Source organism: Vulgatibacter sp. (assembly GCF_041687135.1).
Classification (GTDB): domain Bacteria; phylum Myxococcota; class Myxococcia; order Myxococcales; family Vulgatibacteraceae; genus JAWLCN01.
Window position 1 is genome coordinate 289,306 of sequence record NZ_JAWLCN010000001.1, and the last position, 24,100, is coordinate 313,405.

19 protein-coding genes are annotated in these 24,100 nt (G+C 71.5%); 12 read left to right on the top strand and 7 right to left on the bottom strand.

What is annotated here, in order from left to right:
* Positions 1 to 159 precede the first annotated feature (159 nt).
* The 7 genes from dapB to ACESMR_RS01425 all read left to right on the top strand — a co-directional run bounded on the left by dapB (position 160) and on the right by ACESMR_RS01425 (position 8,572).
* Positions 160 to 954 carry a 4-hydroxy-tetrahydrodipicolinate reductase gene (gene dapB, locus ACESMR_RS01395; protein WP_373044417.1) on the top strand — a complete coding sequence of 265 codons (795 nt, stop codon included), beginning with the start codon at positions 160 to 162 and terminating at the stop codon, positions 952 to 954.
* Entirely contained in the window at positions 951 to 1,721 is a 771-nt protein-coding gene (locus ACESMR_RS01400) for a fumarylacetoacetate hydrolase family protein (protein ID WP_373044418.1), read from the top strand. The genes dapB and ACESMR_RS01400 overlap by 4 nt, the downstream gene beginning before the upstream one ends.
* A gap of 3 nt (positions 1,722 to 1,724) precedes the next feature.
* On the top strand, positions 1,725 to 2,900 hold the full coding sequence (locus ACESMR_RS01405) for an LL-diaminopimelate aminotransferase (RefSeq protein WP_373044420.1): 1,176 nt from the start codon (positions 1,725 to 1,727) through the stop codon (positions 2,898 to 2,900).
* Positions 2,897 to 3,403, top strand: a complete 507-nt coding sequence (gene folK, locus ACESMR_RS01410) for a 2-amino-4-hydroxy-6-hydroxymethyldihydropteridine diphosphokinase (protein ID WP_373044421.1) — start codon at positions 2,897 to 2,899, stop codon at positions 3,401 to 3,403. Before ACESMR_RS01405 ends, folK begins: the two co-directional genes overlap by 4 nt.
* Positions 3,404 to 3,425: 22 nt before the next feature.
* Positions 3,426 to 5,423 (top strand): cation:proton antiporter, encoded by a 1,998-nt coding sequence (locus tag ACESMR_RS01415; protein WP_373044422.1) that lies wholly within the window; start codon positions 3,426 to 3,428, stop codon positions 5,421 to 5,423.
* Positions 5,424 to 5,606: 183 nt separating this feature from the next.
* Positions 5,607 to 6,266, top strand: coding sequence for a hypothetical protein (locus ACESMR_RS01420; protein ID WP_373044424.1), 660 nt, complete (start codon positions 5,607 to 5,609; stop codon positions 6,264 to 6,266).
* Positions 6,267 to 6,442: 176 nt separating this feature from the next.
* A complete protein-coding gene (locus tag ACESMR_RS01425; RefSeq protein WP_373044425.1) occupies positions 6,443 to 8,572 on the top strand; it encodes a lysyl oxidase family protein in 2,130 nt (709 codons plus the stop codon).
* On the opposite strand, the gene ACESMR_RS01430 is transcribed toward ACESMR_RS01425, so the two are convergent.
* Together ACESMR_RS01430 and ACESMR_RS01435 are read right to left on the bottom strand one after the other, a co-directional pair.
* Positions 8,548 to 10,464, bottom strand: a complete 1,917-nt coding sequence (locus tag ACESMR_RS01430; protein WP_373044426.1) for a PAS domain-containing protein — start codon at positions 10,462 to 10,464, stop codon at positions 8,548 to 8,550. The two genes, ACESMR_RS01425 and ACESMR_RS01430, sit on opposite strands and share 25 nt — an antisense overlap.
* 59 nt (positions 10,465 to 10,523) lie before the next feature.
* The gene (locus tag ACESMR_RS01435; protein ID WP_373044428.1) at positions 10,524 to 11,645 is read right to left on the bottom strand and encodes an SIS domain-containing protein; all 1,122 of its coding nucleotides are present in this window, start codon (positions 11,643 to 11,645) and stop codon (positions 10,524 to 10,526) included.
* Between the two features lie 128 nt (positions 11,646 to 11,773).
* Here ACESMR_RS01435 and fsa point away from each other — a divergent pair, with 128 nt between their 5' ends.
* Positions 11,774 to 12,424, top strand: a complete 651-nt coding sequence (gene fsa, locus ACESMR_RS01440; RefSeq protein ID WP_373044429.1) for a fructose-6-phosphate aldolase — start codon at positions 11,774 to 11,776, stop codon at positions 12,422 to 12,424.
* A gap of 87 nt (positions 12,425 to 12,511) precedes the next feature.
* On the opposite strand, the gene ACESMR_RS01445 is transcribed toward fsa, so the two are convergent.
* A complete protein-coding gene (locus ACESMR_RS01445) occupies positions 12,512 to 14,245 on the bottom strand; it encodes a PQQ-binding-like beta-propeller repeat protein (protein WP_373044431.1) in 1,734 nt (577 codons plus the stop codon).
* Positions 14,246 to 14,271: 26 nt separating this feature from the next.
* Positions 14,272 to 15,744: a hypothetical protein gene (locus ACESMR_RS01450; RefSeq protein ID WP_373044432.1), complete on the bottom strand. Its 1,473-nt coding sequence runs from the start codon at positions 15,742 to 15,744 to the stop codon at positions 14,272 to 14,274.
* A 329-nt stretch (positions 15,745 to 16,073) separates the two neighbouring features.
* Between ACESMR_RS01450 and ACESMR_RS01455 the strand changes: the two genes are divergently transcribed.
* The 3 genes from ACESMR_RS01455 (at position 16,074) to ACESMR_RS01465 (ending at position 19,414) form a co-directional block, all read left to right on the top strand.
* Entirely contained in the window at positions 16,074 to 16,457 is a 384-nt protein-coding gene (locus tag ACESMR_RS01455) for a hypothetical protein (RefSeq protein WP_373044434.1), read from the top strand.
* 314 nt (positions 16,458 to 16,771) lie between these two features.
* Complete coding sequence (locus ACESMR_RS01460) at positions 16,772 to 18,100, top strand: hypothetical protein (RefSeq protein ID WP_373044436.1); 1,329 nt, start codon at positions 16,772 to 16,774, stop codon at positions 18,098 to 18,100.
* Between the two features lie 165 nt (positions 18,101 to 18,265).
* A complete protein-coding gene (locus ACESMR_RS01465) occupies positions 18,266 to 19,414 on the top strand; it encodes a chemotaxis protein (RefSeq protein WP_373044437.1) in 1,149 nt (382 codons plus the stop codon).
* 25 nt (positions 19,415 to 19,439) lie between these two features.
* Here the strand turns inward: ACESMR_RS01465 and ACESMR_RS01470 are convergent, their stop codons facing one another.
* A complete protein-coding gene (locus ACESMR_RS01470) occupies positions 19,440 to 21,104 on the bottom strand; it encodes a SulP family inorganic anion transporter (protein WP_373044439.1) in 1,665 nt (554 codons plus the stop codon).
* A gap of 247 nt (positions 21,105 to 21,351) precedes the next feature.
* Here ACESMR_RS01470 and ACESMR_RS01475 point away from each other — a divergent pair, with 247 nt between their 5' ends.
* Positions 21,352 to 22,113, top strand: coding sequence for a hypothetical protein (locus ACESMR_RS01475; RefSeq protein ID WP_373044440.1), 762 nt, complete (start codon positions 21,352 to 21,354; stop codon positions 22,111 to 22,113).
* On the opposite strand, the gene ACESMR_RS01480 is transcribed toward ACESMR_RS01475, so the two are convergent.
* Both ACESMR_RS01480 and ACESMR_RS01485 read right to left on the bottom strand, forming a co-directional pair.
* Positions 22,110 to 23,069: a formylglycine-generating enzyme family protein gene (locus ACESMR_RS01480; RefSeq protein ID WP_373044442.1), complete on the bottom strand. Its 960-nt coding sequence runs from the start codon at positions 23,067 to 23,069 to the stop codon at positions 22,110 to 22,112. The genes ACESMR_RS01475 and ACESMR_RS01480 overlap by 4 nt on opposite strands.
* 15 nt (positions 23,070 to 23,084) lie before the next feature.
* Positions 23,085 to 24,071, bottom strand: coding sequence for a hypothetical protein (locus ACESMR_RS01485; protein ID WP_373044444.1), 987 nt, complete (start codon positions 24,069 to 24,071; stop codon positions 23,085 to 23,087).
* Between the last annotated feature and the right edge of the window lie 29 nt (positions 24,072 to 24,100).

Here is a 24,100-nt window from a genome sequence, read left to right on the forward strand (position 1 = left end):
CGCGCGGACGCTGGGTGAAGAGGCGTCGTGCCCAGCGGCAGGCGGCAGGTATTCGGCGCCTCCACACCCTTCACTCCCGCCGCCGATTGTGCGAAGAGGGGCGACCCCCCGCCGTACCGGCAGCGTGACGCATCCCGACCGGTTGGGGCTTGGAGCTCCATGGCACGCATCGTCGTCACCGGCATCGCCGGCCGCATGGGCCGCGAGATCACCCAGGCGGTCGAGGAGATGGCCGGCGCCCACTTCGTCGCCGGCACCGTACCCAGGGGCGGCAACGCAGCCGGCCTCTCCGACAAGTTGGCCCTGCCCGTGGACGACGGCCTCGAAGCGGCGCTGGACCGCGGCGCCGACGCGGTGATCGACTTCACCACGCCGGAGGCGAGCCTGGCCCACGCGCGGATCTGCGCCGAGCGCGGCGCCGCCCTCGTCGTCGGCACCACCGGCTTCACGCCGGACCAGAAGGCCGAGCTCACCGCCTTCGCGCAGCAGGCCCCGATCGTCTTCGCGCCCAACATGTCGGTGGGCGTGAACCTGCTCTTCCGCCTCGCAGCGCAGGCAGCCCGCACCCTGGGCGACGCCTACGACGTGGAGATCGTCGAGGCCCACCACAAGCACAAGCGCGACGCCCCCTCGGGCACCGCCCTGCGCCTCGCCGAGGTGGTGGCGGACGCCCTCGGCCGCGACCTCGGGGCCGTGGCCAACTACGGCCGCCACGGCCTGGTCGGCGCGCGGCCGCCTGCGGAGATCGGCATCCAGACCGTGCGCGGCGGCGACGTGGTCGGCGAGCACACGCTCTTCTTTTTCGGCGAGGGCGAGCGGATCGAGCTCACCCACAAGGCCTCGAGCCGCGGCGCCTTCGCCCGTGGCTCCGTCCGCGCTGCGATCTGGGCGGCGGGACGCAAGCCGGGCCTCTACGACATGCAGGACGTCCTCGGTTTCTCGGAGGGAGCATGAACCACGTCCGCGTCATCCGCTTCGACCACGCAGGCACGCCCCGCTACGGCATCGCTCGCGGCGACACCGTCGAGGTCCTCACCGATGCGCCCTGGCGCGGAGGCGCGCCCGCCGGCGAGGAGCTCCCTCTCGAAGGGCTGCGTCTCCTCGCGCCGGTGGAACCGACCAAGGTGGTCTGCGTCGGCCGCAACTACGCCGCCCACGCTGCGGAACTCGGCAACCAGGTTCCCGCCGAGCCGCTGATCTTCATCAAGCCCGCCTCGAGCGTGATCGGCCCGGACGAGCCCATCGTCCTGCCGCGGATCTCCGGGAACGTGCAGCACGAAGCCGAGCTCGCCGTGGTGATCGGCAAGCGGACCCGCAACGTCCCCGCGGCGCAGGCCGCGGACCACATCGCCGGCTTCACCTGCCTGAACGACGTCACCGCCCGGGACATCCAGCGGGCCGAGACGCAGTTCACCAGGGCCAAGAGCTTCGACAGCTTCTGCCCCATCGGGCCGTGGATCGTCCCGGGCATGCCCGAAGGCGATCGCATGGTGCGCTGCACCGTGAACGGCGCCGTGCGCCAGGAGAGCAGCACCGCCAGCATGATCCACGACGTCGCCAGCCTGCTCGCCTTCATGTCGCGGGTGATGACGCTGGAGCCCGGCGACGTGATCAGCACCGGAACGCCTGCCGGCGTGGAGAAGCTCCAGCCCGGCGACATCGTGAACATCGAGATCGAAGGGGTCGGCGTCCTGTCGAACCCCGTCGTCAACGAGGAGTAAAACGTGGAGATCCGCCTCGCCGAACGCATCACCAGCCTGCCGCCCTACCTCTTCGCCGAGATCGATCGCCTCAAGGCCGAGGCGCGGAAGAAGGGCGCCGACCTGATCTCCTTCGGCATCGGCGATCCCGACCTGCCCACGCCCGAGCACATCGTGCAAGCGGGCCAGGCGGCGATGGCAGACCCCCGCAACCACAAATACCCCGACTACGAGGGCATGCCCGAGTACCGCGCCGCGGTCTGCCGCTGGTACGAGCGCCGCTTCGGGGTGAAGGGGCTCGATCCCGACAAGGAATGCGTCTCGCTGATCGGCTCGAAGGAGGGCATCGCCCACATCGCCCTGGCGCTCCTCGAGCCCGGCGACGTCGCCCTCTGCCCGGACCCGGGCTACCCGGTCTATTCGATCGGCACCCGCTTCGCCGACGGCATCCCCTACTACCTGCCGCTCCGTGCCGAGAACGGCTTCCTCCCCGATCTCGAGAGCATCCCCGCCGACGTGCTGAAGAAGGCGAAGGTCCTCTGGCTCAACTACCCCAACAACCCCACGGGTGCGGTGGCCGACCTCGATTTCTGGAAGCGCGCCATCGAGTTCGCGAAGAAGAACGGCATCGTCATCCTCAGCGACAACGCCTACTCCGAGGTCGCCTTCGACGGTTACAGGCCGGTGAGCTTCCTCGAGGCGCCGGGGGCGATGGAGGTCGGCGCCGAGTTCCACTCGCTCTCCAAGACCTACAACATGACCGGCTGGCGCGCCGGCTCGCTGGTGGGCAACCGCACCCTGGTGCAGGCCCTCGGCAAGGTGAAGACCAACGTCGACTCCGGCATCTTCCAGGCGGTGCAGGTCGCCTCGATCGCCGCCCTCGACGGCGACCAGGCCTGCGTCGATCGGAACAACGAGATCTACACCCGCCGCCGCGACGTCCTCGTCGAGGGGCTGCGCTCGATGGGCTGGGACGTGGAGCCGATGAAGGCGACCTTCTACCTCTGGGTGAAGACGCCGAACGGCATGAAGAGCATGGACGTGGTCAAGCGCCTCATCGACGAGGCCGGCGTCGTCGCCACGCCGGGCGTGGGCTTCGGCCTCGGGGGCCACGGCGAAGGCTACGTGCGCTTCGCGATCACCACCTCCGAGGAGCGGACCCGCGAGGCGGTGGAGCGGATGAAGAAGATCGGCTGGTGAAGGGCGCCCTCGCCTACGTGGCGCTGGGCGCCAACCTCGGCGACCGCCTCGCGACCCTGCGTGAGGCGGTCCGCCGCATTGATGGCTCCCACGGGCTCACGGTGCTGCGCTGCTCGGCGGTCTGGGAGACCGCAGCGGTGGGGCCGCCGCAGCCCGATTATCTCAACGCGGTGATCGAGGTGGACGCGTGCAAGGCGCCCTGGGCGCACCTGCAGCGGCTCCACGAGATCGAGCGCTCCCTGGGCCGGGTGCGGAGGGCCGAGGAGCGCTGGGGGCCGCGCACGCTCGATCTCGACCTCCTCTGGCAGGGCGGGCTCATCCTGCAGCAGGGCGACCTCGAGCTGCCGCACCCGCGGATCACCGAGCGCTCCTTCGTGCTGGCGCCGCTGGCGGAGCTCGCGCCTTCGCTTCCGCTCGGGGAGCGCGCCGTCGCCGCCTGGCTCGAGGCCCGGCCCGCCGGAGAGCGCGCCTCGGTGCGCAGGGTGGGGCCTCTCGCCGTTTGAACGGCAGCGACAGGGACGAAACGTGGAGCAGATCCCCCTTCTCGATCAGCTGACGGTGATCGCGGGACTCGGCGCCCTGGTGGCGCTGGTGCTGGGACGGCTCCGGCTGCCCACCGTCGCTGGCCTCCTCTTCGCGGGCGCGGTGGTGGGGCCCTGGGGCTTCGGACTCGTGCGATCGGTGCACGCGATCGAGGTGCTGGCCGAGCTCGGCGTCGTGCTCCTGCTCTTCACCATCGGCCTCGAGTTCTCCCTCGAGCGGCTCCGGGTGATCTTCCGCCAGGTGGTGCTCGGCGGCTCGGTGCAGGTGGGGCTCACCGTGCTCGTGGTGGCAGGCGTCGCCCTGGCGCTCGGCGAGAACCTCGGCGCCTCGGTTTTCTACGGCTTCGTCTTCGCCCTCTCCAGCACCGCCATCGTCCTCCGCGCGCTGGCGGAGCGGCGCGAGCTCGACGCACCCCACGGCCGCTTCATCGTCGGCGCGCTGATCTTCCAGGATCTCCTCGTGGTGCCGATGGTGCTGATCGTGCCGCTCCTCGCCCCGGGGAAGAGCCTCGGCACCGCCTCGGCACAGATCGGACTGGCGCTCCTCAAGGCGGCGTTCCTCGTGGTGGCGGTGGTGCTGATCGCCCGGCTGGTGGTGCCCCGAATCTTCCGCTGGGTCGCAGCGAGCCGCAGCCGCGAGATCTTCCTCCTCGCCGTGCTCGCGGTCTGCATCGGCACCGCGTGGCTCACCTCCCTGGCGGGCCTCTCGCTGGCGCTCGGCGCCTTCCTCGGCGGCATGGTCGTCGCCGGCACCGAGTACGGCCACCGGGCCGCAGGCGACGTGGGCCCGCTGCGCGACGTCTTCGTCAGCCTCTTCTTCGTCTCGCTGGGGATGCTCTTCGACGTGCGGGTGGTGATCGCCGCCCCGCTGGTGGTGTTGCTCCTCCTCCTCGGCTTCCTCGTGCTCAAGGGCTTTCTCGCCACCATCGCCGCGCTGCTGATGCGTTTTCCCGCCAGGGCCGCGTGGCTCGCCGGTGTGGGCCTCGCGCAATTCGGCGAGTTCGGCTTCGTGCTCGCCCGCATCGCGCAGCAGCACGGGGTCATCGACGGGCCGGAGACGCAGCGGCTCCTCGCCGCCGGCATCCTCAGCATGTTCCTCACCCCGGTGCTCGCCCGGATCGCGCCCCACGTCGCCGCAGGCGAGAGCCTGCTCGCGCCGCTGGAGAAGCTCATCGGCGCCAGGGGAATCGATCAGACCACCGCCGAGCGGGGGCATTTCGCCGGCCACCTGATCGTCGCGGGCTACGGTGTCGCGGGGAAACTCCTCACCGGCGCGCTGGAGCGTTCGGGCTTCCGCTACCTCGTCCTCGAGCTCAACCCCGAGACGGTCACCGCCGCGCGCAAGGAGGGCAAGCCGGTCTACTACGGCGACGCCGCCTCGCCCGAGGCCCTCCAGCACGCGGGCATCGACGACGCGGTCGCGGTGGTCCTCCTCATGAACGATCCCCACGCCGCCAGGCTGGTGGCGGATACGGCCACCCGGATCGCGCCCGGGACACCGGTGCTGGTCCGAAGCCACTACCTGGCGGAGAGCGCCAGGCTGATCGAACTCGGTGCCGCCGACGTGGTGGTGGAGGAGGTCGAGGCGGGGGTGGAGATGCTGGCGCGGGTGCTGCGCCGGCTCGACGTGCCCTTCAACCTGATCGAGGAGCGGCTCGCCGAAGCACGGGAGCGGACCCAGCGCAGCGTGCGCCGGGTGAAGCTCCCCCGCAGGCGGCTCCCTGAAATGGGGGAGCTCGCCGACCTCAAGGTGGAGACGGTGCTCCTCCGCGAGGGCAGCGCCGCGGTGGGCCGGACGCTGCGCGACCTCGACCTCCGCCGGGAGACCGGCGCCCTCGTCCTCGCCACCCGCCGCGAGGGCATGCTCCAGGACCCGCCCGATCCGGATGCGGCCCTCGATGTGGGCGATCTCGTCTTCCTGGTCGGATCCGGCGAGTCGATCCGCCGCGCCACCGCGGTGCTGGACCGGCAGCAGCGCTGACGAGCAAGCAGGCGCGCCTCCCATCGAGTGGAGCTTCGTTGCCCACCCGTGGCGACACCTCGGCACGTTTTGCGCGTCCGACGGCTGCTGGTGTGCGTTTTCGGCACGGTACGGCGGTTGCTCTATCCCCAGGCCGGCGAGGCGCCGCGCTCCCCGTTTCCCTACGGCGCCAGGGGGTAGTGCATGAAGAAATTGTTCCTGCTCAGTGGTCTGGTGGCGTTCGCCGGCTCGGGCGCAGTGGCCTGCGGCGGCATGGAGGGCGACACCGCTTCGGTGGCGAGCGGCGTGCGCCCCGGTGAGACCCTCGTGATCACCGCGGACGACGCCAACGGCGACAGCGGCGGCTTCCTCTCCTGTGGCGATCCGGAGGCCTGCTTCGAGGTCGACAGCAGCTTCCACAACATCACCCACCTCTTCCTCGACTTCAACGAGGAGTGCGTGGAGGACTTCGGCGACATCACGATGACCGTGACCGATCTCGACGACTCGAGCGACGTCCGCATCTACACCTCCGAGGACTTCCACACGAGCGGTGGCCCCTGCGGCGACATCTCGCGGGTGATCTGGACGCCGCTGCAGGCGAACCAGCAGAACGTGGAGGTCTGCGTCTTCTTCGAAGGCGACTTCATCCCCGAGCGGGTGCGCCTCGGTGCCAAGGCGTCGAACCTCTGTGAGGAGACCGGCGGCGTGACCGAGGATTGCCTCGACTGCGGCGCTGGCGGCACCGGCGGCACCGGCGGCACCGGCGGTGTCGGCGGCTTCGCCGGCGGCGAGGGTGGCACCGGCGGCACCGGTGGCAAGCCCAAGAAGGACGACTGCGAGGACGACGTCCCGCTGCAGTAATCCGCAAGCACGACGGCGCTGCCCATCGCGCGCAGCGCCGCCGACGCTCCCCACAACGAAAGGGCAGGTGGTCCGCCACCTGCCCTTTCCTTTGGGGGCTTCGGGGGCTGGCCGACCGGGCGAGCGGGCGCCAACGTGTACGGCAGTGCATCGTTTGCTTGCCCGGAGGGGGTGGGATGCAGTTCCGAGCCGTTTTCTGTGCTGCCGCATTCGTCACGTTGCTCGCTGCATGCACGGAGGACGAGCCGGCGGTGCGCGCGCAGCCGCTGCCTTGTGCGGACTGTCCCCCCGACCTGGTGGTCGATGTCGAGCGCCTCGGCAGCCGCCTGCAGCTCGAATCGCGGACCTTCCCGGCCTTGAGCTGCGAGGTGGCGCAGGCCTGCGCCACCGGCACCGGCGAGCGAACCGTCCTGCCGCTCGCCGCAGCGGTGCGCAACGCCGGGGCTGGGCCGCTGGTCCTCGCCGCCGAGGATTTCGGCACCGCCCGCTGCGGCGGCGCGCCGGCGCTGCGCGATTTCCTCCGCTGGCGCGTGCTCGACGGAAGCGGCGCGGTGGCCAGGGAGGGCAGCGCGGATCTCGGCTGCCTCGCCGACGGGACCCGCGCCGCAGCGGACGCTTCCGGGCAGGCCCGCTTCACCTGCCCGGACGCACCGGGCCTGCAGGCTGGCTGGAGCGACGGAAGCGACGCTGCCGCAGGCTGCACCTTCGCCGATCTCACCGGCCTCGCCGCAGGTGACTACGAGCTCGAGCTCACCGTGAACGCCGCCGGCACCGTGGAGGAGGCGCGCCTCGACAACAACACCGCCCGGGTGCCGCTCCACATTCCGCAGGTCTCCTGCGAGGGCTCGATCTGCGGCGGGCGCTGCTGTCCGCAGGGCATCGGTTGCAACGGCGACAAATGCGCGATGCCGGATCTGACCATCGACGAGCTCTCGCTGGTCCAGTCGATCCGCGTGGACGAGGCCAACTTCGCCGGGGACGACTGCGCGGTCGAGGAGGGCTGCGTCGAGGCGACCGGTCTGCGCAGGCTGCTGCGCTTCACCCTCGCGACGCCGAACGTCGGCGGCGCCGACCTGGTGGTGGGCGATCCGACCCAGACCTCGCAGGCGGCGTGGTCCGCGTGCCACGAGCACTACCACATGACCGCCTTCGCCAATTACCGGCTGCTGCGCCCCGACGGCAGCGTCGCCGCCACCGGCCACAAGCAGGCCTTCTGCCTGATGGATACCGAGGCGGTGAACAACGAAGGGCCCACCGCGCCGCGCTACGACTGCGACTACCAGGGGATCAGCCAGGGCTGGAGCGACAGCTACGGCAGCGGCCTCGATTGCCAGTGGGTCGACGTCACCGGCGTTCCCGAGGGCGACTACGTCCTCGAGGTCGTGGTCAACGGCCAGCAGCGCTATCCCGAGAGCGACTACACCAACAACGCGGTGCAGGTGCCGGTCTTCCTCCCCGCCGACCCCTCCCAATGCGTGCCGCGGGAGGAGGTCTGCGGCGACGGCAGGGATCAGGATTGCGACGGCGAGCCGGACGACGGCTGCGCGCCGCTCGCCGCCAACGACAGCTGCGCCGAAGCGTGGCTCCTCGACGGCAGCGGAACCTGGACCGGCGCCATCGACGGTGAAACGGCGGGCGACGGCGGCGGCTCCTGTGGGGGCGGCGGCGGCACGCTCCACTTCACGCTCACCGTGCTCTCCGAGGAGATCGTCTACCTCTCCACCTACGGCTCGGCGATCGACACGGTGCTCCGGGTGGAGGAGGGGCGCTGCGGCGAGAAGACCGAGGCGTTCTGCGGCGACGACGGCTGCGGGCTGAACGGCAGCCATTTCGCCGGCGTTCTTCCCGCCGGCACCTACGACGTGATCGTGCAGGCCCGTGAGCCCGGCGCGACAGGCGAGGTGAAGCTCAACGTGCAGCGCTCCGGCTGCACCGGGGCCCGCTTCGTCGACGCGCCCGGCAGCTATTTCGGCGACACCACCGCGGCGGGCAGGGATACCATGACCGCCTGCGGCCTCGGCGGCGGCCCCGACGAGCTCTGGGTCTTCGCCACCTGCCCGGGCACCACCGAGGTCACCCTCTCCACCTGCGACGAGGCCTCCTTCGACACCGTGCTCGAGGTCCGGAAGGGCAGCTGCCGCGGCGTCACCGAGGGCTGCAACGACGACGGGATCGGGGCGATGTGCGGCGCGCCCAGCGGCTCGCACCTCGACGGCCCCCTCCGCGGCGAGGGGCTCTGGTTCGTGGTGGTCGACGGCTACCTCGCCACCGACGCCGGCGCCTACCGCTTCGACGTCTCCTGGTGAGGGCGGGCCTGGCTGAGCGGTAGCTCGACGCGGAAGGTCGAGCCCTTTCCCTGCTCGCTCTCCACCGAGATCCTGCCGCCGTGCCGATCGACGATGTCGCGGCTGATGTAGAGGCCGAGGCCGAGCCCGCCCGCCGAGCGGGACGAGGCATTGCGCGCCCGGAAGAAGCGCTCGAAGAGGAGCGCGCGCTGCTCCTCGGGGATGCCGATCCCGCGATCGTGGACCGAGACGACGGCATGGTCGCTGCCCACCTCCAGCGAGACCTCGATCGGCGCGTCGGGCGCGCTGTATTTGGCGGCGTTGTCCAGCAGGTTGTCGAAGACCTGCTCGAGCCGCGCCGGATCGCCATCGAGGTGAACCGGACCGCCGCTGGACCGGAGCGAGACCGGCCCGGGCCGCCCCTCGCGCTGCGCGGCCACCGATCGCTCGAGGAGCCCGCCGAGATCGACGCGCTGGACGTGCAGGGTGAGCCTGCCGGCGCGGATGCGGGCGACGTCGAGCAGATCGTTGATGAGCACGGTCAGCTTGCCGAGGCTGCCGCGGGCCTTGCGGACCAGATCGAGCGGCACGGGCTGGCCCTGCTCGAGCTTGCGCTCGATCGTCGCCAGGCGGATCGAGAGCGGCGTCAGCGGCGTCTTGAGCTCGTGGGAGGCGACGGAGAGGAAGTCGTCGCGGACCTGCACCGCGTCGCGGGACTCCTGGTAGAGCCGCTCCCGCTCGTGTTCGGCCTTCGCGTGCTCGGTGACCTCCTCCACCAGCGCGCCGACCCCGATGATCCGGTCGTTCTCGCGGACCGGATAGAAGCTCACGTCCCAGGAGCGCCAGGGCCCCTCGACCCCGAGGTCGCTGGTGCTCACGTGATGGCCGGTGATCGATTTGCCCGCTGCGAGGACGTGCTCGACCACGTGGCGGAGGATGGCCCCCGTGCTGCCGAGGATGTCCTCCGGGGTACGCCCGAGGTGCGCCGCTTCCGGTCGTCCGTTGATCTCGGCGAGCCGGTGGTTCACCCGGACGAAGCGGCAGGAGGTGTCGAGGAAGGCGATGCCGATCGGTGCGGTGTCGAGCAGCGTCTCCAGCCGCGCGAGATGCAGGTCGCGCTCGTGCTCGAGGCGCTTGCGCTCGCTCACGTCGACGACGATCGCCATGCCGCCGACCACCTCGCCTTCCGCGTCGAAGACCGGCGAGTAGAAGCTCTCCACCGGAAGCGTCTTGCCACCGGTCACCGAGGTGTAGGTCGTCTGGTAGGAAGCGCTCTTGCCCTGGAGGCTGTCGCGGACCGCAGCGACGAGGCGCTTGTCGGGGAGGGAGAGCAGGTGGAGGCCGAGGGTCTTTTCCCGGGTCGTGCCCAGCATCTCGAGGAGCCGGGGGTTGCAGGCCGTGACCACGCCGTCCGCGTCGAAATAGAAGACGCCGAGGGGCGCCTGCTCGAAGAGGAGGCGGTAGAGCTGGTCGGTGTGCCCGTACCCGATGCCCGGAATGGCCCGGGCGATACTGCGCGCGCCGGCGGAGGCGCCCACCGGCACCCGGACCGTGTCGGGGACTTCGGCCAGGGGCTCGAGGGCGAGGACGCGCACCCGGTGGCCGGGCATGCGTGCCGTTGTGGCGGCGAGGATGAAGTCCTTCTCCACCCCTTCGCGTCGCACCAGCGTCGCGCGCACGCGCTTCCCGTGCAGCTCGCCGGTGGACTCGAGGATGGTGGCGAGGAAGGTCGTGCCCTCCCAGCCGGAAGGGAGCAGGCAGTCGAGCGGCTGTCCGAGCAGCTCCTCGCGGGTCCAGCCGAGCAGATCGGCCGTTCCCTCCCGGACGAAGCGGATCACCCCTTCCTCGTCGACCGCGACGAGAGGGATCTCGTTCCGTTCCGCCAGGCTGCCCAGCTCGCCGAGCGACTCCAATCGGCGCCCCTCCTTCCTCCAATGGTGGTGGGGAAGGGGAGCCGCTGCCACCGCTGCCTTCAGAGAACCTTGACCGCGAGGAGATCCTGCACGTCGAGCAGGCCGAGCGGGCGGTTCTTGTCGTCGACGACGGGGACCTGGTCGATCCGCGACTCGCGCAGGACCTCCGCAGCGTCGAGGACGAGCATCTCCGGGTGGACGGTGCGCGGGTCCTTGCCCATCAGCTCGCCGATGGGGGTCGAGGGCGAGGTGGTGCCTGCCTCGAAGAGGCGGCGGAGATCACCGTCGGTGAAGATGCCTGCCAGCTTGCCGCGGCGATCGACCACCAGGGTGGCGCCGGGCCTGCCCGGGGTCTGGGTCATCACCGCCACCGCGCGGGAGAGGGGCTCGTCCATCCGGACCACCGGGTTGGCGTCACCCTGGCGCATCACCTCACGCACGCGCATCACCTTGGTGCCGAGCGAGCCGCCCGGGTGGATGAGGGCGTAGTCGTCGTTGCCGAAGGCGCGGTTGTCGAGGACCGTCATCGCCAGCGCGTCGCCGAGGACGAGGAGCACGGTGGAGGAGGCGGTGGGGGCGAGGCCCAGCGGGCAGGCCTCCTCCACGTTGCCGATGTCGAGGACCACGTCGGCCTGCTCCGCGAGCGGCGAGTGGACGTCGCCGGTCATGGCGATCACCTTCGCCCCGATCCGGCCCACCGGGCCGAGCAGGCGCACGATCTCCTCGGTGCGGCCCGAGTTGGAGAGGGCGAGGACGACGTCGTCGCGGGTGACGCGGCCGAGGTCGCCGTGGAGCGCCTCCGCGGGGTGGAGGTAGAGCGAGGGCGTGCCCGTCGAGGCGAAGGTCGCCGAGATCTTCTGGGCGACGAAGCCCGGCTTGCCGAGGCCCGTCACCACCAGCCGGCCCTTGCTGGAGAGGATGAGCTCCACCGCCTGGGCGAAGGAGCGGTCGATCTTCTGGTGGAGGCCGTTCACCGCGGCGAGCTCCGCCTCGACCACCTTGCGGCCGTGCCGCACCAGCTCGTCCTTCGACGGGCCCCCGAAGGCGATCCGCTTGTTCGGCCGCACCGAGAGCGGGCCGTGGGGATCGATCGGGCCCATGCTCGCCACCTTGCCGGCGGGCGCGCTCTTGCGGATGGTCACGGGCTTCTGGGCGGTTTTGCGAGGCGTACGGGTGGCCATGGCGGCTACCTACCACCGGGGGTGGCCTGTCGTCGAGTCGACGTTCCCCCCGCCTTCCACCCTGTGGTATGGCGAGCGCGCCAGAGCCACCCCGGGGGCCCTATCCGCCCCGCGGCAAGGAGATCCCGATGCAGTTCTTCATCGACACCGCCGACCTCAACGAGATCAAGAAGGCGCACGCCATGGGCGTGCTCGACGGCGTGACCACCAACCCGTCGCTGATCGCGAAGACCGGCAAGCCCTTCCACGACGTCATCCGCGACATCTGCGAGCTCGTCGACGGCCCCATCTCGGCAGAGGTGGTCTCCACCGACTACGAGGGCATCGTCCGCGAGGGCCGCGAGCTCGCGAAGATGCACCAGAACATCGTGGTCAAGGTGCCGCTGCTGGTCGACGGCCTGAAGGCGGTGAAGACCTTCAGCGACGAGGGGATCAAGACCAACGTCACCTTGTGCTTCTCGGCGACCCAGGCGCTGCTCGCCGCCAAGGCCGGCGCCACCTACATCTCGCCCTTCGTCGGCCGCCTCGACGACATCTCCTTCGACGGGATGGAGCTGATCCAGCAGATCGTCGAGATCTACGACAACTACGGCTTCGCCACCCAGGTGCTGGTCGCCTCGGTGCGCAGCCCGATGCACGTGCTCAACGCTGCGCGCCTCGGCGCCCACGTGGCTACCTGCCCGCTCTCGGTGATCGAGCAGCTCGCCAAGCACCCGCTCACCGACATCGGCCTCGCCAAGTTCCTGGCCGACTGGGAGAAGGTGCCGAAGGCGAAGTAATCTTCGCGTCTCGCGCCCGATCGACGAAGGCCGTGCTTCCCGGTGGGAGGCACGGCCTTCGTCAATTCCACCGCCGCAGTGCCGGGGTCAGTGGGCCCGGCGGCGGCGCGCGAGGAGCGCCGCTGCCGCTGCTGCGAGGACGAGGGGCTCGGGGTTGCTGCCGGAGGTGCTGCAGCCGCCGGCGTCGTCGGTGGTTTCGTCGAGGGTGGGCTCTTCGCTGCCGCTGCCGCCCGCGCCGCCGCTTCCGCCGGCTCCGCCCGTGCCGCCGGTACCTCCACCGCCGGTGCCTCCGGTGCCGCCGGTGCCGCCGGTGGGGGTGGGCGGGTCGATGGCGAAGAGCGCCCAATGGCTGGTCGTCCCGAGCCCGCTCTCCACGTAGGCCCTGGCGCCGTCGTCGGTGAAGCGCAGCCGCGAGGAGGGCTCCGGCGTCTGCCCGAGCAGCTGCGGCAGCTCCACGCGCCACCCCAGCGCGCCGTCGGCGATCTCCACCGCCATCACCGCAGCGCCTTCCTGGAACACGCCGGCGAGGGTGACGGCGCTTGCGCCCGGCTGCACGATCGGGCCCCGCTCCGCGCTGCCCCGGATCTCGCGCTTCCACTGGAGGCTGCCGCTCTCGTCGAGCCGCTCGAGGAAGCGGGTGTTGGTGATCACGAAGACGTTGCCCGCGTCGTCGGCCTCCACCTCGGTGATCACGTTCCGATCCGCCGGGAGGTGGGACCAGAGCTGCTCGCCGTCGCGAGCGAAGGCGTGGACGCCGAAGCCCTCGCCCACGCGGCTGGCCGAGAGGACGAGGCTGCCGTCGGCCCGCAGCGCGGGCTGGCCCGCCTGCTGGCCACCGAGGACGCGGTGCGAGCCGGCGTCGGCGATCCAGTCGAGGTCGGTGTCGAGCGCGTAGGCGAGCAGGCTCCCGTGGGAGGGCTCCGCGGGAGCAGGCATCGCGCTCGCGAGGTAGAGACGGTCGACCGGAGCGCCCTCCACCGACGAACCGAAGAGGATCTCGGCGCTGCCGATGCCTGCGTCGGTGTCGATGAACGCCCGATCGTCGTCCCGCCGGTGAAGCAGGCTTCCATCCGGCGCGATCACGCGGAGGCCGCCCGTCGGCCCGCGGAAGGAGACGTAGAGGTTACCGTCGGGCCCGATCGAGGGGCCGTGGAGGACGCTGCCCGTCTCCTCCCGGTAGATCCATCGCACCGTCCCGTCCGGCGCCCACGCCTGGATCTGGTTCTCGGGCCCGAGCAGGTTGACCGGGACGTAGATCGTTCCGTCGGCGCCCAGCGCGACGGGGCCCTCGCCGGCGTTGCCGGTCGAGTAGGCGGCGGTCGCGCCGGCGGCGAGGCCGTCCCGGATCCAGAGGAGCTCGCCCGTGGGCGAGAAGGCGTGGAGGAAGCCGTTGCCGTCGCAGGTGTAGACGGTGCCGTCCGGCGCGACCGCCGGGCGGTGCCGCCCGCCGCCGCCGTCGCCGACGAAGCTCCAGGCGACGCCATCCGCAGCAGCCGGAAGTGGCTCCACCTCGATGGTCACGTCGGCGCTCGTGCCGTCCGGCGTGACCACCCGGAGCACCGTGGGGCCGAGGGGGACGCCGGCGCTGGCGTAGGCGGTGATCCGGTCGTCCTGCCAGGTGGAGGTCGCGGCCTCGACGCCGCCGATCTCCACCCGGGCGCCTGCTGCCAGGGGCCTCGCTCCGAAGCCGCTGCCGAGGATCTCGATCCTGCCGCTCAGGGGGACGACGTCCGCGCCGATCGAGTCGATGACCGGTGCCGCAACGGCGGGTGTCGCGAGCGCCACGGCGGTGAGGAGGGATGCGAAGGTAAGGGTACGCATGTTCGTTCTCCGGGGTTTCTCGTGGCTCAGTTGGCGGTGGTGAGCACGCCGTCGATCCGCACCTGCACCGTGACCTCGTGGTACGAGGGATCCTCGGAGCTTCCGCCGGCGACATAGGCGTAGTGGCGCATCACGAAGCGGCCTGCCTCGGTGCGGGTGGTGAAGCGGACGGTGACGCGGCCGTTCTGGTTGAGCCCGGCGGTCATCCAATCCGGCCCCTCGAGGCCGCCGCCGAGGGCGCCGCCGAAGGTCTCCGCGTTGGCGCCCGCCATCACGAAGAACCAGCGGTTGCGCTCGTCGTACGGCCAGCTGGGCAGGTCGAAGGTGAGGGTGCCCACCACGCCCTCGACGTCGGTGAAGCCGGTGTCGAAGCGCACGTCCTCGTCGTTCACGTGGATGTCCGGCGCGAACGCGAGCGGGCGATCGAGGGGGCGGTAGACGAGACCGGGCGTGGCGGAGAAGTAGCCGACCACGTCGACCCAGGGCTCGATGCCGGTGTCGTAGGTCGCTGCGCTGGCGCGCATCTCGATCTCCTGCGCGGCGCTGGCGCCGGTGGCGAAGAAGCTCGAGTAGCGCCACGGGAAGTGGCCGTCGACCGGGACGCTGCTCCAGCGGGGCAGCACGTTGCCGGCGCTCGCGGGCTGCGCCGCGCCCATGTGGAAGCCGACGCGCTCGTCGCGCCAGACGCCGGGGCCGAGGTGGACCGCGCCGAACATGCCGGTGGCGCCCTCGTCGGCACCTGCCACCGGATAGCGGAGCACCGAATCGGTGGTGGGCCACACGTCGCGGAAGCCGTCGTCGTTCGGGTTGGCCGCGTACCAGCGCAGCGGCTGATCGAGGAGGTGGACGTAGTCGCCGCCTGCATCCTCGGGGACGAGGGCCGCGCTCATCTCCACCCGCACGTGGGCAGCGTCGCTGCCGCCGACGTCGACGACGAAGGCCCGGTCGCTGCCGACCTGGGTGAGGAAGCCGTGGGTCGCGGTCTGGAGCGGGCCGACCACGTTGCCGGCACCTGCCACCGCGGCGCCGCTCGCCTGCACTTGGACCTCGATGGTCTCGGTGGAGGTGGTGTCGACGGTCACGGAGCCGACCAGGCCCACCGCCTCGGCGGGGATGGCAGCGCCGCAGGCGTCGAGGTCGACGACGAGCTGGCGGCTGGTGCCGCTCACCTGGGCGAAGGTGCCGCAGAGGCTGGCCTGTGCGTCGGCGGTGTCGACGAGGACGAGCCGCTCGGTGCTGCGGAAGACGAGGGGGGCGCCCTGCACCGGCTGCTGCTGCGAGCCGCCGCTGCCACCGGCGCCGCCTGCTCCACCGGCGCCGCCTGATCCACCGCTGCCGCCGGCGCCACCTGCGCCGCCCTGGCCGCCGGCCCCACCGCCGCCGATCGGGCCTGCGTTCTCGGAAGTGGTGTCGCCATCCGCCGCGCCGCATCCGGCAGCAGCGCAGAGGAGCAGGGTGGCGGCGACGAGCCCCGCCGTATGCATACGCTTCCCGATCATTTCTGGTACTCCGTGGAGGTCCGTTGGAGCGGCTCTCCCTCGTCGGGATCCAGGTTGCCGTGAGCTGCAGGCAGGACCGACCGGGGACCGCTGTGGTGGTGCGACGCCCCCTCCCAACGGCGTCGCGAACGAGGCCGATACTAGCGATCGCCGCCTCGCCGAAAAGACGCCCGGAGCCCTTTCCGTATACCTCCAGAATACCGTCGCCCGTATACCGGCAGGATGCACGCTGCGCTCGAGAGCGCGCTGCGAGCTGCTTGCGGACGTGATCCGCACCGCCCGTGCGCCCCTGGCCCCTCGGACACAGATCGTGGGAAGGAGGTCGAGCCATGGAACTGCTGCTCGCGCTGCTGGCACAGGCGAACGAGCCCTTCTCGTTCCGCTTCGTCGTGCAGCCGATCATGGCCCTGCTGCTCGGGTTGCGGGATGCACGGCTCGACGCGAAGGCGGGGAGTCGGCCCTATCTCCTCAGCCTCTTCGAGCGGGGCCAGCCGGCCCGGACGCGGCTGAAGGAGGGCATGCGCGCCGTCGCGCTCCCCTTCGCCATCGCGGTGGTGCTCGACGGCGTGGTGCAGCTGCTGGCGGGCGATCGCGTCCGGCTCTGGCACGCGGTGGTGATCGGCATCCTCCTCATCGGCCTGCCCTACGTGCTCGCCCGCGGCCTCGGCAACCGTGCGCTTTCCGCCCGGCGCAAGCGGCGCGCCGCCGGATAGCGCTCCCCGACCATCGCACCTCCCCTGCGCGACGCGGCGCACGCACCTACGCTTCGGCGGCGTTCCGTGGGGCAGGGGTGGGGCTCTTGGTGGTCGGCGCTGGGGCAGTCCGCCTGCTTCACCGTGGACGAGCGCCCGGGCGTTCGAACACGCGAGACGACGAAGGCCGTGCGCTCCCCGGGGAGGCACGGCCTTTCGTTGTTCTGGGTGTATTCGGTTGCGAATACGATAAGTGCATGTCTCGGTTGCCTGCCCCGCCTGCTGGCGACAGAGTGGTCGGTGGGCTGGCGCGATGGTGCGCACGGAGGCTGCACATGATCCGGTCGACCTGGATGGCTTTTCCCATGGCGCTCGCGCTCGCTGGCTGCAGCGGCGGGGAAGCCGACGACGCTGCGGGCGGCGGCAGGATCGGGGGAATCCACGCGACCCGGGTTGCCGCCGTCGGCCTGTGGAACGTGACCCTCCCCTCGGTCCACCCGGCCTACCACAGGGCCACCTCCTCGCTGCAGCTCGCCTTCCGGGAAGACGGCACGCTGGTGCTCGCCTGGGATCGCCAGATGGCCGAGGCCCGCTACCGGAACGAGGGCGAGGTCCTCGTGCTCGAGCCGGCGCAGGACGAGCTGCCACTCGTCGTGGGCAGGCCCGACGCCGGTACGTGCCCCGCGCCCTACGGCTTCGAGCTGCGCATCGACGCGCTCGAGGTGGTGGGGCTCGACGACGACGGGGACGGCGCCGCAGACCGGATCGAGGGAACGCTCGACGCCGTGCTCTACGCCTGGGGCGAAGGGGTCGGGCCGCCGCTCGACACGGCCTACCCGTCGGGCTTCGAAGGCACGGCCGATGGCGAGGCGCCCGAGTGGTACGCCACCGGCACCTGCGTCGTTCCGCCGGTGGGAGCCGCGGGGGGATTCCATTTCGACGAGCCGGTGGAGGTGCAGGCGGCGGAGGCGCGCCTTGCCGACGGCACGCGGACCACGTTCGACGTGCAGCTGGACGGCGGCGTCGATCTCTCGCTCGCGCCGCGCACGCCGCTGCCCCTCGGCGCCGAGCTGGTGCTCGCCGTGCAGGTGGCAGATCTCGGCGGCAACGAGACCGAGCTGCTGCTGCCCTGCAGCGTCCCCGCTCCTGCACCGGGCGAGCCGACGGGGGACTTCGAGGGGGACGATCTCGCGGGTTGGGCCACGAGCGGCGCGGTCGAGAGCTTCGTCGGCACGCAGGGGGTGCCGGCGCCCGGAGGCGAGAAGGCGCTCGTCGGGCACGCGGTCTTCGCTGCCTACCGGGTGATCGAAGTGCCCGAGGTGGAGGCGCCCGCGCTGCAGCTGCGCCTGCAGCTCTTCGCAGAGAGCCCGCAGTTCTTCGGGCTGCCGTGGCCGGTGGAGATCGTGATCGCCGCCGGCGAGGTGGAGGTGGTGGAAGCCCTCGAACTCGACGGGGAGGCGGGCTGGGAGGTTCCCAGCGAGCGCGAGCTGCTGCCGCTGGCGCCGGTTCGTGAGGTCGCCATCGACGTGGGTGCGCTGCGCGGCACGCAGGCGGTGGTCGGCATCAGGAGCGGCACCGAACGCCGCTGCGCGCCAGCGGGCGTCGTGTACGGCCAGGAGAGTTGGCCGGCGGTGGTGGTGGACGACGTGCACATCGCGCCGTAAGGACGGCGCACGGGGCGTCTCCTCATCGGCCTGCCCTACGTGCTCGCCCGCGGCCACGGCAACCGTGCGCTTTTCGCACGGCGCAAGCGGCGCGCCGCCTGACAGGGCACCCCGGCCGTACCCACCCGAGATGCCCGGCGCCTGCCCCGCGCCTAGCCTTCGGCGATGGTGGCGTGTCGCTGGGCAGGGGTGGGGCTGGTGGTCGCCGTGGCGCTGGCGCAAGCGGCCTGCTTCACCGTGGGCAAGGGCCCCTCGGAGCTGCAGCAACAGATCGGCGGCTCCGAGATGAGCCCCGCAGAGCTGCGGACCCGGGTGCGGTCGCTGGCGGGCCGCTTCTCGGCGGAGCTCGAGATCCTCGCCGACGAGCTGGCATCCCGCACCGACGATCCGGCGCAGCGCCTCGCGCTCACCCGCTTCAAGCTCAACGCCATCCCCCAGATGCAGGCGGCCCTCTTCGTCCCCGATCCGGTGGCGGCGCTCGTCGATGCCTGGGCGCTGGTGGTGCAGCTGCGAAACGCGCTGGTCGGGCTGGCGGAGCGGCCCGCGAGCGATCCCGAGGCGCTCGCGCTCACGGACGAGCGCTTCGAGGCGATGGAGGACGAGCTGGCGGCGCTGTGGCGGCAGCTCACCGGCAGGGAGGAGATCCCGGTCATCGAGCAGATGATCCAGGAGTGGGCGGCCGAGCATCCCCTCGACTCGGTCGCGACCCGCCAGAGCACCGTCGGGCTCCTCTCGGCGCTCACCGAGCGAAGCGGCGTCAGCCCCCTGGGCGCGGCCTCCTTCCTCCTCGAGGATACCCAGGACCTCGCGCTGCGCATGGAGCTGCTCGGCAACTTCGTGCCGCGGCAGGCGCGCTGGCAGGCGGAGCTCTTCCTCCGCGAGCGCCTCGCCGATCGCTCGATGCTCGCATCGGGGGAGACGCCGCAGGAGCTCCTCGACGCCGTGGCCGGGATGCTCCAGGCCACCGGGGACCTGCCCGCGCTCCTCGATGCGGAGCGGGAAGCCGTCTTCTCGGGGATCCGGGGGGAACGCGTCGAGCTCCAGGGGTTCGCTTCGGAGGAGCGGGCGATCCTGCTCGAGGCGCTGCGCGAGGAGCGGGTCGCGGTCATGGCCCAGAGCGAGCGCATCGGCGAGGATCTCGTGGACCGCGCCTTCGAGCGTTCCACCGAGCTGGTCGACCGGATCCTGCTCCGCCTCCTGCTCCTCGCCGCGATCCTCGGCCTCGTCGCCGTCGCGGTGGCGTTGATCCTCGTGCGGGGGCGGCGGGAGCGCAGGCAGCTGGTGGTGCAGCGCACCAGCGAGACCCCGCCGTGAGTTCCCCGCTGCCCGGCGGGCGACCTCAGGTCCTGTCGCGGACGTCGCGGGGAAGCCGCAGCAGCTCGAAGAGCTTCTCGATGCCGCCCGGCAGCTCGAGCACGCCTGCCAGCCCGTAGCGCTCGAAACGTTCCTGCACGGCGGCGGTCGCTCGCACGGCGACGAGGCGCACGCCTCGCGACGTGAGGTCGCGCTGCAGCTGCGCGAGCAGATCGCAGCCGGTGATGTCGACGAAGGGGACCGTGCGCAGATCGAGGACGACGAGGCGCAAGCCCCTGCTCTCCGTCACGCGGCCATGGACGAGGTCGGTCACCGCGCTGGCGCTGGCGAAGAAGAGGCCGCCGAGGGGTTGGAAGACGAGCGCCCCGGGAAAGCCCTGCGCCGCCGGCACGCGGTCCCGGGCGACGAGCGCCGGAACGGGTTCGGAGACGAAGCCGACCTCGGTGATCCGGGGGTGGGAGGCGCGGGCGAGCAACACCAGCGCGGTCAGGGCCACCGCGAGCACCAGGCCCCGGATCAGGCCGATGCCCAGGACGCCGGCGAGGCAGATCAGCGCCACGAGGAATTCGGCGCGGTCGAAACGCCAGGTCAGGCGGAGTGCGGCGAGATGGGGCGGCCGCAGCACGCCGTAGACGACGATCGCGGCGAAGGCGACCAGCGGCACGTTCGCGAAGTCCGCGCCGACCAGGACGAGGGCGAGCACCAGCACCACGGTGATCAGCGCCGTCAGCGGGCTGCGGGCCCCTGCCTGCTCGAGGACGATGGTGTCCGCCAGGTTTCCCGAGACGGGAGCGGCGCCGGTCAGGCCGGCGGCGAGGTTCGCCGTGCCGAGGGCGCGAAGCTCCTGGTCGTAGTCGATGCGGTAGCCCCGCTCGTTGGCGAAGTGGCGTGCCACGGACGAGGAATCGAGGAAGACGAGCACCGCGATCGCTGCGGCGGGGAGCATGAGCCGGAGTGCTGCGCCGCCGCCGAGCTCCGGCAGGGTGATGGGGGGCAGGCCCGCCGGGATGTCGCCGATCACCGCGGTGGGGATCTCCAGCGCCGCCACGAGGACCGTGCCCACTACGACGACCACCGCAGGACCGATCGCTCGCTGTCCGATCGCGTGCAGCAGGTAGAGCAGGGCGAGCAGACTGAACCCGAGCGCCGCCGAGGGAAGCTCCGCCTCCTCCCACGACGCTGCGGCAGCACGGGCAATCGCCGGCAGGTTGAGCCCCTCCGCATGGACGCCGAAGAAGATCCCGAGCTGCGAGGCGGCGATGAGCAGGGCGGCGCCGGCGAAGTAGCCGGTGAGCACGGGGCGGGAGACGAAGTTGGCGACGTAGCCGAGGCGGAGGACCCCGGCTGCGAGGAGGAGCCCGCCGAGGAGGAAACCGACCAGGGTGGCCAGCGCCACGTAGCGGGCGGGGTCCCCGCCTGCCAGCGGGGCGAGGGTGACGGCGAGCACCGCGGCGAGGGTGGCTGTCGGAGCCAGCGAGAGCTCCCGCGAAGTCCCCATCACGAAGTAGACGAGCAGGGGCAGCAGCAGGGAGTAGAGTCCCATCTGCGCCGGCAGGCCTGCCAGCAGCGCGTAGGCCATCGCCTCGGGCGCCGTGCTCAAGGTGCCCATCAGGCCCGCGAAGAGATCGCGGGGCAGATCGCGCCACCGGTAGCCCGGCAGCCAGGCGAGCACGGGTGGCCGCGGGGACATCGACGGTGATCCCTCCCCAGGACAGGCAGCGCTTCGTCGTCGGGCGAAGCTCCTTTTTGCATGCCGGAAGATGCGCAGCACACCTCCCCTCCGCACGGCGGCGCAGGACCGGGCGCTGCTCGCAGGGAGAACCCTCCTGGGCCGCTGCGAACGAGCCGCCCCGCATGCCTGCCGGCGTGCTGCCGATCCCGCGAGGGCCCCGCACCGTCGCTGGCGACGCGGCAGCTCCGCCGCCGGGGAGAAGCCCATGATCGATCGTCGCTTGGCCTTCATCGTCGTCGCAGGGATCGCCGCCGTTGGGGGATGCGCGTACGACCCCTACGTTGCTCCCAGCGCCGGCGTGCAGATGGCCATCACGGCCGGTGGCCCGCAGGTCTATCCCTACGTCGGCATAGGCGTCGGCGTGTCGGCACGGCGCCCCTCCGCCGCGCCGCCGGTACAGGGAGAAGCGCCTGCGCCGGGTCCCCTCGTCGTGACCACCGAGAACGGGATGGAGGTGCGGGTCGACGCCGCCCGCGTCGCCGTCGCCGGCGCCGACCTGGCGAAATGCGGGGAGGCCGACGTGGCGGAGGTGCTGCGGAAGCTGCGCGCATCCGAGGCGGAGGCCCGGTGGATCGACCTCCTTGCCCCGAAGGAGAAGCAGGTGGCGGAGACGACCCTGGAGCCGGGGGAGTACTGCACCCTCGCCGTGCGGCTCGCACCGGCGGACGGGAAGAGCCTCGAGATGACGGGGGCGTTCCGGGAAGCGGGTGGGGCAGCGTGGATGCCCTTCACCCTCACCACCGCCGATACCGTGACCACCTCGATGCAGCTCGCGCAGCCCCTGCGCCTCTCCGCGAACGAAAAGGAGGCGTCGGCGCACGTACGCTTCGATCCCGCACGGTGGTTCGACGGCCTGGACCCCGCGGCGTCGCGGGAGGAGATCGCCACAGCGGTGCTGACCAACCTCGCCGCGCGGCCTGGCGAGGCGCTCACGCCCCACGACGGGAAGCAGGCGCGCCTCGATTAGCGGGGCCGCACGACGCAGCGGAATCCCACGTGGGAGGTGGAGGTGTCCACCGGCTCCGGGTAGCGCGCCGCCGGCCGGTAGCGCCTGCAGTAGTTCGGGGCGCAGAGGTGGGATCCACCTTTCAGCACCTTGCGCGGGATCCGGATCGCCGGCATCGCCGGATCGCAGCTCTCCTGCTCCGCGCCACCCCGAGGGTTGCGGGGAATGCAGCACGCCTTCTGCTTCTCGTCCGGATGCCGGGGGCGGTACCAGTCGCTCGTCCACTCCCACACGTTGCCGATCATGTCGACGAGGCCGTAGCCGTTGGGCGGAAAGGCGCCGACGGGTGACGTGCGCTCGTACCCGTCCTCCATCGTGTTCTGCCACGGGAAGAGGCCCTGCCAGTGGTTGGCCATCGGCCTGCCACCAGGCGCCAGCTCGTCGCCCCAGGCGTACGCCGCCCCCTCGAGACCGCCGCGCGCGGCATACTCCCACTCGGCTTCGGTCGGGAGATCCTTGCCGGCCCAGCGCGCATAGGCCTCGGCATCGGCGTAGGCGACGTGAACCACCGGGTGGTCCATCAGCCCTTCGATCGTGCTGCCTTCGCCCCATGGATGCTGCCAATCGGCGCCGCGCTCGAAGCGCCACCAATTGGTGATGTCGCGCAGGTCGACGGGACCGGGCGGCTTCACGAAGACGAGCGATCCGGCGAAGAGCATCTCCGGAAGCGCGCCGGGGTAGTCCCGGGGATCCGGCGGAAGCTGGGCGAAGGTGACGTGCCCGGTCGCCTGCACGAAACGCGCGAAGGCAGCGTTGGTCACCGGCGCGCGGTCGATCCAGAAGCCATCGACGGTGACCCGGTGGACCGGCGCTTCCTCGGGATAGTGGCGTTCGGAGCCCATGGCGAAGGTGCCGCCCGGGATCCACACCATGTCCGGCGACGGCGGCGGGCCCGGAGGCGAGAGATTCTCGTGCATGGCGTCTCCCGGCGATCAGAAATAGCCGCGGATTCGTGGCGCAAGGTAGATGCGGCCGGCGTCGCGGATCAGGTTGCCGGCAGAGCGCCGATCGTCCTCGACGAAGAGCTCGATGCCGACGTCGAGGTAGGGCCTGCCGGTGTAGAAGACGCCGCCACCTGCCTGCCTGCTGTGGTCGAAGGGGTTGTCGCCGCCGACCGGGATCAGCTCGCGCCAGAAGGCCGTGAGCCCAATCGGGATGCGCTGCCGCCAGAAATTCGCGCTGAGGGCGCCGGCCAGGTCGATGAAGTGGTTCGACTCCTCCTGGCCGCGGAAGATGCCGACCGCTTCGGGCCACTCCCCGAGCCACCCCGCTTCGGCCACCAGCCCCAGCCAGTCGGTGAAGGCGAACGCGAAGCTGCCCCCGGCGAGCGCGATGTGGACGTCCTGGGTGGTGAGGAGCCTGCCGACACGGAACTCGTCGACGGTCGCCTCGATGGCGCCAGCAGGGCTGACCACGCTGCGTCGCAGGTAGCGGTAGTCGCCTTTGATGGCGAGCAGCAAGCGATCGCTCTCGAGGAGCTGGGCGACCAGGCCTCCGCCTCCGCCGAAGGTGCCGTTGACCGCAATGCTGAGCGCGGACTGGCCGTTGTCGGGGATCACCCCCTCGCCCGCCGCATTCACCCGCAGGGCGAACCAGTCGAGCAAGGCGATCTGCGCCTCGAAGAGTTGGAGGAGCGCGATGTAGTCGAGGTCCTGCGTGCGGACACCGATGGGCGGCGGTAGCTCGAAATCGATGTCGAGCGTATAGGTGCCGAGGCCGGTGGTGCTGCTCGCGTAGCTGGTCACGTAGGGCCCCTGGACCACGGTGACCGGCACGTAGGCCCACCCGTCGAGGAAGCGCGACTCGACGAGCTCCGCCGCAGCGCGTGCCTCGCGCGCCTGCTCCTGCGCCGCGGCGGCACTGGGAAGCGCCGCTGCTACGAGCAGCAGCGCGCTTCCGATCGTCGACTGCAGATTCATGCGTTCCTCGTCATGGGTCGGGTCCGATG